This window comes from Streptomyces sp. (assembly GCF_019510245.1).
In the GTDB taxonomy this organism is placed as follows: domain Bacteria; phylum Actinomycetota; class Actinomycetes; order Streptomycetales; family Streptomycetaceae; genus Streptomyces.
The window spans coordinates 1,145-6,087 of record NZ_JAEKKT010000016.1 but is presented as its reverse complement, the minus strand read 5'-3'; the positions used below and the strand labels follow the sequence as shown (position 1 = coordinate 6,087).

The 4,943-nt window shown below is 67.8% G+C and carries 4 protein-coding genes; 1 reads left to right on the top strand and 3 read right to left on the bottom strand.

Annotation, left to right across the window (positions count from 1 at the left end):
* Positions 1-876, top strand: an 876-nt coding sequence (locus JF597_RS00415) for an acyl-CoA desaturase (RefSeq protein ID WP_293986559.1), incomplete at its 5' end; no start/stop codon positions are given.
* 489 nt (positions 877-1,365) lie between these two features.
* On the opposite strand, the gene JF597_RS00410 is transcribed toward JF597_RS00415, so the two are convergent.
* The 3 genes from JF597_RS00410 to JF597_RS00400 all read right to left on the bottom strand — a co-directional run.
* The gene (locus JF597_RS00410; protein ID WP_293986557.1) at positions 1,366-3,015 is read right to left on the bottom strand and encodes a glycoside hydrolase family 13 protein; all 1,650 of its coding nucleotides are present in this window, start codon (positions 3,013-3,015) and stop codon (positions 1,366-1,368) included.
* A 102-nt stretch (positions 3,016-3,117) separates the two neighbouring features.
* A complete protein-coding gene (locus JF597_RS00405; RefSeq protein WP_293986555.1) occupies positions 3,118-4,035 on the bottom strand; it encodes a carbohydrate ABC transporter permease in 918 nt (305 codons plus the stop codon).
* 112 nt (positions 4,036-4,147) lie between these two features.
* A partial coding sequence (locus tag JF597_RS00400) for a carbohydrate ABC transporter permease (protein WP_293986553.1) occupies positions 4,148-4,943 on the bottom strand: 796 nt, incomplete at its 5' end.

The window sequence follows — 4,943 nt, the reverse complement described above, 5'->3', positions numbered from 1 at the left end:
GACAACATGGAGATCGGCCACAACGTCCTGCACGGCCAGTGGGACTGGATGCGGGACCCGAAGATTCACTCCACCACCTGGGAGTGGGACCACGTCTCGCCGTCCGAGCAGTGGAAGCACTCGCACAACGAGCTGCACCACACCTACACCAACGTGATCGGCAAGGACAACGACCTCGGCTACGGCATCATGCGCGTCGACGAGGACCAGAGGTGGCATCCGATCCACCTCGGCCAGCCGCTGTGGAACTTCATCAACGCCTGCTTCTTCGAGTACGGCATCGCCGCCTACGACCTGGAGCTCGGCAAGAACCTCCAAAAGCGCCGCCGCAAGAACCCGGAGTTCCGCGCGCGGGCCAAGGCCGTGGGCCGCAAGATCCGCAAGCAGGTGCTCAAGGACTACGTGATCCACCCGCTGCTGTCGGGCCCGTCGTTCCTCCCCACGCTCGCCGCCACGTTCACCGCGAACCTGGTCCGCAACATCTGGTCGCACTCCGTGATCATGTGCGGGCACTTCCCCGAGGGCGTACAGGTCTTCGAGCGCCGGTCGATCAAGGGCGAGACGCGCGGCCAGTGGTACCTGCGCCAGATGATGGGCTCGGCGAACATCAGCGGCAGCAAGGCCATGCACTTCATGACCGGCAACCTGTCGCACCAGATCGAGCACCACCTGTTCCCGGACCTGCCGAGCAACCGGTACGCCGAGGTCGCGGTGAAGGTGCGCGCGCTGTTCGAGAAGTACGAGCTGGAGTACGTCACCGGCCCGCTGCCCAAGCAGGTGTTCTCCGCGTGGCACAAGGTCTTCCGGCTCTCGCTGCCGAACAAGAAGCCCAAGGTCAACACGCCGGACCGCGAGCGGGAGCTCGTCGCGGCCTGATTCCCGGTATCGGGTCAGTTGGCTCTCACTCAACCTGGCGGCACCGCCGGGTTGAGTGAGAGCCATTGCCGATGAGATCCGTTACGGACGGTGGGCGGCCTCGACGTCAGGCCGTGCGACACCGGAACCGGGCGGCCAGTGTCGGCTGCGCCATGGTCGGGCCGGTAGCCGGTGCGTACGCGTACTCGGTTTGCCGACGGGCGGGCTCGGTGGAAGGCGTGGGCTGTGACGCGGACACTGCTGTAACCGCTGCTCCTGTGCTGCTGCCGGGGTGGGCGGGCGAGGCGAAGTTATGGACAGGGTTTGGCGCTGCCCGTTGTCCATCGGAACTCCAATGCAACGGGCTTCACCGCTCTACCGGCTCCTACAGATGGATGAACCAGGGCCTGTCCGATCGGCGGGGAGTGAACACCGGACAGGCCCTGGCGTATTGGAGCGCGGCTGGGCGCGGAAATGGTCGGCTGGGGTGGCCCCGTCGCCGTCCGCTCGTCAGTCCTGATGTAGCAGGACCGTGGTGTTGGGGGGCAGCAGCCCGTCCTTGGTCAGCGGTGCTGACGCGACGAGAAGGCTGCTGGCGTCGGGGAGCGGGATCGGCTGGTCGGAGAGGTTGAGCGCGCAGAGCAGGCCGTTGCCGCGTTCGAAGAGGAGCGTGCTGGCCGGGCTGTCCAGCCAGCGGAAGTCCTCGCTGCGCAGGCCGGCGTGGGTGCGGCGTAGGCGTAGGACGGAGCGGTACAGCTGGAGCATGGAGGTGCGGTCGGCCTGGTTGGCTTCGGCGGTGTAGGACTTCCAGTCGTCGGGCGGGGGCAGCCAGGGGGTGGCGGACAGGAACGTGCTGAACCCGAAGGGCGGGGTGTCGCCGGTCCAGGGGAGGGGGACGCGGCAGCCGTCGCGGCCTCGGACCGTGTGGCCGGAGCGTTCCCAGGTGGGGTCCTGGAGCACCGACTCGGGGAGGTCTTCGACCTCGTACAGGCCGAGTTCCTCGCCCTGGTAGATGTAGGCGCCGCCGGGCAGGGCCAGCATCAGCAGGGCCGCCGCCCGTGCTCGGCGGGTGCCGAGGGCGAGGTCGGTGGGGTGGCCCTGGTCGCGCATCGGGGTCGTGACGCCGGTGTCGGCACGGCCGTAGCGGGTGACGTGGCGGACCTCGTCGTGGTTGGAGAGGACCCAGGTGGCTGGGGCGCCGACCTTCGCCAGATTCGTGATCGTGCGGTCGATCACCTCCCTCAGCTTGTCCGCCTCCAGGGCGCACTTGAGGAAGTCGAAGTTGAAGGCGGTGTGGAGTTCGTCGGGGCGCACGTAGTCGGGGAGGCGGCCGGCGCGGACATGGGCCTCGGCGACGAAGACGCGGGGGCTGGGGTAGCTGTCGGCGATGGCACGCCAGCTGCGGAAGATGTCGTGGACGCCGTCCCGGTCCCAGTGCGGGTGCTTGTCCTGGTGAGCGATGACGGAGAACTCCGTCAGGCCGAGGTCCGGGAGGGCCGGGTCCTTGACCATGCCGTGGGCGACGTCGATGCGGAAGCCGTCGACGCCCAGGTCGAACCAGAAGCGCAGGATCGACTCGAACTCGGCCCGGACCTCGCCGTTGTCCCAATTGAGGTCGGGTTGTTCGGGTGCGAAGAGGTGGAGGTACCACTGGCCGTCCGGCGTGCGGGTCCAGGTGGAACCGCCGAAGGCCGCGTACCAGTCGTTCGGGGGCAGGGATCCGCCCTCGCCCCTGCCGTCACGGAAGACGAACCGCTCTCTTTCCGGGGAGCCGGGCGGTGCCGCCAACGCCTGCTGGAACCAGGCGTGCTGGTCGGAGACGTGGTTGGGGACGATGTCCAGGATCACTCGCAGGCCCAGCTGGTGGGTCTCGGCGAGCAGCTTCCGGGCGTCCTCGAGAGTGCCGTAGGCGGGGTGGATGTCGCGGAAGTCGGAGACGTCGTAGCCGCCGTCGGCAAGCGGGGACGGGTACCAGGGGTTGATCCAGATCGCGTCGACACCGAGGTAGGCCAGGTACTGCAGGCGGGAGCGCAGGCCGGCGATGTCGCCGGTTCCGTCACCGTCGCCGTCGGCGAAGCTGCGTATGTAGACCTGGTAGATGACCGCGGAGCGCCACCAGGAGTCGTTCGCGGCGTCGTTCGTGAGGGTTGGGTCGCTCATGGGGCTCGGTCCTGTCGGAGGGGGCGTATGGTTCGCACCGCCCGTTGGTCGAGGCGGCCGGGCAGGCCGGGTGGGGCGGGTCGCATCGGGTCTCTCGCCCGGCTATCCCTTGGTCGCGCCCTCCGTGCCGCCGCGGGTGAAGTGCCGTTGGAAGGCGAAGAACACCAGGGCTACGGGGATGGTCATGAGTAGGGTCGCGGCGAGCTTGATCGGGTACTGGTTGCCCTGGCCGAGCTGGCCGGAGACGAGTGAGGCGACCCCGGTGGTCAGGGTGTTCAGGTCCGGGCTCTGGCGGGACACGATGAAGTGCGGCAGTTCGTTCCACGATGCCTGGAACGACAGGATGGTCAGGGTGATGAGGGCAGGGCGGGCCATGGGCAGCACGATGGACCAGAAGGTCCGGAAAGTGCTGGCGCCGTCGATGCGGGCTGCTTCCTCGACGCTGATGGGGATCGACTCGAAGAACTGCTTCATGATGAACACCCCCGCGGCGTCGGCGAGGAGCGGGACGATCATGCCCGAGTAGGAGTCGTACATCCCGATCTGGTTGAGGACGAGGAATTTCGGGATGAGCAGGACCACGGGGGGTACGGCCATGACGGCGATGACGGCGGCGAACAGTGCGCCGCGGCCGGGGAAGCGCAGGCGGGCCAGTGCGTATCCGGCCAGGGAGTCGAAGAAGACGCGGCCGGCGGTGACGAAGAGGGCGACGACGACGGAGTTCGCGAACCAGCGTGGGTAGTCCGCGTCGGCGAGCCGGCTGAAGGCGGCTGTCGTGAAGTGAGTCGGCCACAGCGACAGTGGGTGGCTCGTGGCGTCCGCGTCGGTCTTGAAGCTCGTCGCGAGCTGAATGAGGAAGGGGTAGATGTACACCAGCGCGACGACGACGAGGGCGGTATAGCCGAGTATGCGGGTGAGACCGCCGCCGCGGCGTGTGCGTTTGTCCGCGCCGCGGGTTGCGAGCTTGTCGTCTGCGTTCGCTGTGGTGTCTGCGTCGGCGAGCTTGTGCTGTGGGCTCATCGCGTGCCTCTGTTGTGGACGTCGGCTGTGGCCGGCGGGGCGGCTGCAGTGGTGGGCGCGGTCGCGTCGGTTCCGGGTCGTGTGGGGTGGGCCGTTGCGGCGGTGCGGGTCATCAAACCGCCTCCGTGGTCGGGCCGGATCCGGAGCGTGCTGCTTTCGCCGCGCGCCGGGTGGCGGCCTTGGCGCGGGCCTCGTCCTTGTCGCGCAGGACAAACCGCTGCAGGAGCGTCATCGCGACGATGATCGCGAAGAGAATGAAGGCGATGGCGCTGCCCTGTCCCCACTCGTTGTTGATGAACGAGGTCTGGTAGGAGAGGAACGCGGGGGTCAGTGTCGTCTTGCCCGGACTGCCCTGGCTCATGACGTAGATCTGGTCGAAGACCTGCCAGGTGCCGATGAGTCCGAGGGTCAGGACGAGGAAGAGGGTCGGCTTGAGCATGGGCAGCGTGACGTGGCGGAACCGCTGCCAGCGCCCGGTGCCGTCGATCTCGGCTGCTTCCTCGACTTCGAGGGGGATGTCCTGCAGCGCGGCGAGGAACATGAGCATGAACGTGCCCGCCGTCGTCCACACGACCAGCACGATGATCGCGCACATGGCCACGCTGGGGCCGGAGATCCAGTCCCACAGCGACATGCCGCCGACGGTGGTGTCGGCGAGTGCCGACGGCGGCGCGTCGTTGTTCACGCCAAAGGCGCCGAGGGCGAGATGAATGATGCCGCGAGGGTCGGCGAACCAGGCGGGTCCGTTGACTCCGATCTTCTCGAGCAGGGCGTTGACCACTCCGCTGGAGGAGAAGATGAACAGGAAGACGACCGAGATCGCGACCGAGCTCGTCACCGACGGGAAGTAGTACGCCGTGCGGAAGAAGCCCTTGCCCTTCAGCCGTCTGCCGTTGACCAGGAGCGCC

Coding starts and splice junctions, on each gene's coding strand:
- JF597_RS00410 (WP_293986557.1), bottom strand. CDS start 3,015: ATGAGCGACCCAACCCTCACGAACGACGCCGCGAACGACTCCTGGTGG.
- JF597_RS00405 (WP_293986555.1), bottom strand. CDS start 4,035: ATGAGCCCACAGCACAAGCTCGCCGACGCAGACACCACAGCGAACGCA.